The organism is Streptomyces sp. RP5T (assembly GCF_003933965.1).
Lineage (GTDB): Bacteria > Actinomycetota > Actinomycetes > Streptomycetales > Streptomycetaceae > Streptomyces.
The window spans coordinates 1-3928 of record NZ_RSAJ01000703.1 but is presented as its reverse complement, the minus strand read 5'-3'; the positions used below and the strand labels follow the sequence as shown (position 1 = coordinate 3928).

The 3928-nt window shown below is 71.3% G+C and carries 3 protein-coding genes; 1 reads left to right on the top strand and 2 read right to left on the bottom strand.

The window, feature by feature from the left end:
* Nucleotides 1-95: 95 nt before the first annotated feature.
* Nucleotides 96-731 (top strand): potassium channel family protein, encoded by a 636-nt coding sequence (locus EHS43_RS39525; protein WP_125195393.1) that lies wholly within the window; start codon nucleotides 96-98, stop codon nucleotides 729-731.
* Between the two features lie 28 nt (nucleotides 732-759).
* Here EHS43_RS39525 and thrS read toward each other — a convergent pair whose 3' ends face one another.
* Both thrS and EHS43_RS39515 read right to left on the bottom strand, forming a co-directional pair.
* Nucleotides 760-2736, bottom strand: coding sequence for a threonine--tRNA ligase (gene thrS, locus EHS43_RS39520; protein ID WP_125195392.1), 1977 nt, complete (start codon nucleotides 2734-2736; stop codon nucleotides 760-762).
* Between the two features lie 102 nt (nucleotides 2737-2838).
* Nucleotides 2839-3928: hypothetical protein (locus EHS43_RS39515; RefSeq protein WP_125195391.1), on the bottom strand; the 1090-nt coding region annotated here is incomplete at its 5' end.

Sequence of the window (3928 nt, the reverse complement as noted above, 5' to 3'; positions counted from 1 at the left end):
CACCGAGCCCGCGCGCCGCCGACAGTGAGCCCCCGGCTCCCCGTGCCCCGCGGCAGCGCGTCGGAAGCCCCAAGTCGGCCGGCACCACGACGCGCCTGGCCCTCTGGGAACAGCGCACCGAGATTCCGCTGGCCTTCGCCGCCCTGGCCTTCCTCGCCTCGTACGCGCTCCGGGTCCTGGATCCGGAGCTTCCGCAGCCTGTTCTCGACCTGTGTCTGGCGGTGACGCTGTCCGGGTGGGCGGTGTTCATCTGCGACTACGCCGTGCGCTGGCACCTCAGCGGGCAGGGGCTGCGCTTCGCAAGGACACACGGGCTGGACACCGTCGTCCTGTTCCTGCCGCTGCTGCGGCCGCTCAGGGTCGTGAAGCTGTACGAGGCCCTGCAGCGCCGCCACGGCCGGCCCCGGCTCGCCCTGTACGCGCGCGTGATGGCGTACTCCGGTATGACGACCGTGCTGCTGGGCTTCACCGGCGCCCTCGCGGTCTACCAGCAGGAGCGCGACGCGCCCGGGACGACCATGCACACGTTCGGGGACGCCGTGTGGTGGACCTGCACCACCCTGTCGACCGTCGGCTACGGCGACGTCGTACCGGTCACTCCGATGGGACGTGTGATCGCGGTCGGCGTGATGGCCATCGGGCTGGCGCTGCTCGGTGCCGTGACCGGTACCTTCGCCTCCTGGCTGCTCCAGGTGTTCTCCCTGGAGGACGAAGAGCCCCCGGGACACTGAACTCCCCGGGGGCCCCGCCGTACGGGCATCAGACCTGCGCCCGCTCCTCCACGACCTGCACGATCTTCGCGATGGCCTCGTCGAACGGGATGCCGTTCTCCTGCGAGCCGTCGCGGTAGCGGAAGGAGACCGAGCCGCCCGCCATGTCCTCGTCGCCCGCGATGACCATGAAGGGCACCTTCTGCTTCTGGGCGTTGCGGATCTTCTTCTGCATCCGGTCGGACGAGGAGTCGACCTCGACCCTCAGGCCCTGCTTCCTGGCCGCGGCCGCGAACTTCTCCAGGTACTCCACGTGCGCGTCGCCGATCGGGATGCCGACCGCCTGGACGGGGGCCAGCCACGCCGGGAAGGCGCCCGCGTAGTGCTCGAGGAGCACCGCGAAGAACCGCTCGATGGATCCGAACAGCGCGCGGTGGATCATGACCGGGCGCTGCTTGGAGCCGTCCGGCGAGGTGTACTCCAGCTCGAAGCGCTCCGGCAGGTTGAAGTCCAGCTGGATCGTGGACATCTGCCAGGTGCGGCCGATCGCGTCCTTGGTCTGGACGGAGATCTTCGGGCCGTAGAAGGCGGCGCCGCCCGGGTCGGGCACGAGGGGCAGGCCCTGCTTCTCGGCGACCTGGCGCAGCGTCTCGGTGGCCTCCTCCCAGACCTCGTCCGAGCCGACGAACTTCTCCGGGTCCTTGGTGGACAGCTCCAGGTAGAAGTCGGTCAGGCCGTAGTCGCGCAGCAGGCCGAGGACGAAGGTGAGCGTCTTGTCGAGCTCCTCCGACATCTGCTCACGGGTGCAGTAGATGTGCGCGTCGTCCTGCGTGAAGCCACGCGCACGCGTGAGGCCGTGCACGACGCCCGACTTCTCGTACCGGTACACGGTCCCGAACTCGAAGAGGCGTAGCGGCAGTTCGCGGTAGGAGCGGCCGCGCGCGTCGAAGATCAGGTTGTGCATCGGGCAGTTCATGGGCTTGAGGTAGTAGTCCACGCCCTCGTCGAGCTGCATGGGCGGGTACATGCCGTCGGCGTACCAGTCCAGGTGCCCGGACTGTTCGAAGAGCTTCCCCTTCGTCGCGTGCGGGGTGTAGACGAACTCGTAGCCCTCCTCCTCGTGCCGGCGGCGCGAGTAGTCCTCCATGACCCGGCGGATGATGCCGCCCTTGGGGTGGAAGACGGCGAGGCCGGAGCCGATCTGCTCCGGGATGGAGAACAGGTCGAGTTCGCTGCCCAGCTTGCGGTGGTCGCGCTTCTCGGCCTCGGCGAGGAAGTCGAGGTGCGCCTTCAGCTCGTCCTTGGTGGGCCAGGCGGTGCCGTAGATGCGCTGGAGCATCGGGTTCTTCTCGCTGCCGCGCCAGTAGGCGGCCGCGTTGCGCATCAGCTTGAACGCCGGGATGTTCCGGGTCGAGGGCAGGTGGGGACCGCGGCAGAGGTCCTTCCAGCACAGGTCGCCGGTCCTGGCGTCGAGGTTGTCGTAGATCGTCAGCTCACCGGAGCCGACCTCGACGTCCGCGCCGTCGTCCGAGGAGGCCGAGCCCTTGAGGCCGATCAGTTCGAGCTTGTACGGCTCGTCCGAGAGCTCCTCACGGGCGGCCTCGTCGGTCACCACGCGGCGGGAGAACTTCTGCCCCCGCTTCTGGATCTCCTGCATCTTCTTCTCGATGGCCTTGAGATCCTCGGGCGTGAACGGCTTCTCGACGTCGAAGTCGTAGTAGAAGCCGTCCTTGACCGGCGGGCCGATGCCCAGCTTGGCCTCCGGGAAGAGCTCCTGGACGGCCTGCGCCATCACGTGCGCGGTGGAGTGGCGCAGGATGTTGAGACCGTCCTCGGAGGAGATCTCGACGCCTTCGACGGTCTCGCCGTCGCGCAGCTCGTACGCGAGGTCCCTGAGCTCGCCTCCCACGCGTGCGGCGACGATCGAGCGCTCGCCGGCGAAGAGCTCGGCGGCCGTAGTGCCCGTCGTCACCACGCGCTCTTCCCGCTCGGAATCGCGTTGGATGATCACACGGACGTCTGACACCGGTCTCTCCTGACTGAAGGTGGATGCGGCGCCATACCGGGAGCGCGCGCAATAGGGGATCGTACCGACCCGGCCCCCGCCTCCGCGAAATCAGTCCCGGTCTCAGTCCCCCGCGCAGGCCTCCTCGAAGAAGTCGAGATGCTCCTGGAGGGACTTCATCAGCCGGTCCCGCTCGGCCTCGTCCACCTGCACGGGCACGACGTCCGTGGCCCCGGTGAGCCTGCGGAAGCCGCCGCGGCTCTCCAGCCGGCCGTGCACCCGCACCGGCAGCCCGACCAGGTGGGCGTGCCCGGCGACGCGGTACGCCTCCTCGTCCAGGGTCAGCCGGACGTGCGGTATCTCGGCGCCGGCGAGCACCCGCAGGCGTACCGACCCGTCGCCGCGCGGCCCCGACCTGCGCATCCGCACCACCGTGCCGGTGAGGCGCACGGCGACGGAGGGCTCCTCGCGCAGGAAGCGGGCCCCGGCCTCGCGCAGCACGGGCAGGTCGCCGGGCGAGAACTCGACGGCCTCGCGGGAGGCGGCGCACCCCTCGGGAACCCCGGCCGCCGGCGCCCACTCGACGGCGATGCGGGCGCCCTCCGTGCCGCGTACGAGGGCGATCAACGCCTCGGTGAGCTCCCTGCTGACGCCCGCCTCCACGGCCCCGTCGAAGGCGTCCATGCCGCCGGTGGCGCGCCGGTAGTCGATGGCCTCGCGGGCGGCGCACAGCGCCTGGTGGAGGCGGACGGCGAGGGGGCGGCCGGTGCCGACGGGCACGAAGGCGGTGAGCCGGCGGCCACCGGCGGCCGAGCCCACCAGGACGCTGTCCAGGGACGCGGCGGCCGTACGGCGGTAACGGGCGCCGTAGTACCCGGCACGCGCACGCGTGGCGAGCGCACCGGCGAGCAGGGTCTGGCGGGCGGCGGAGCGCAGTTGCTCCTCGACGGTCCAGGGCGTGGCGTCGGCGGGGCCGGTCGGGACGTCCCGCCACCAGCGGACCTCGTCGCTGGGCACGGCGAGGCCGACGAGCACCTCGCGCGCGGAGGGCGTGCCGCTGCGGGCCAGGGCGACGAGGGCCTCGCCGAGGAGGTCCTCGCTGTCGGGGAAGGCGCGGCTCTCGGGCACGAGCAGGCTGGTTCCGCCGCCGCCCGGCCCCGGCGGGGTCCAGCGGCCGTAGCGGCCCGGGGCGCCGCCGCGCCGCTGCCAGCCG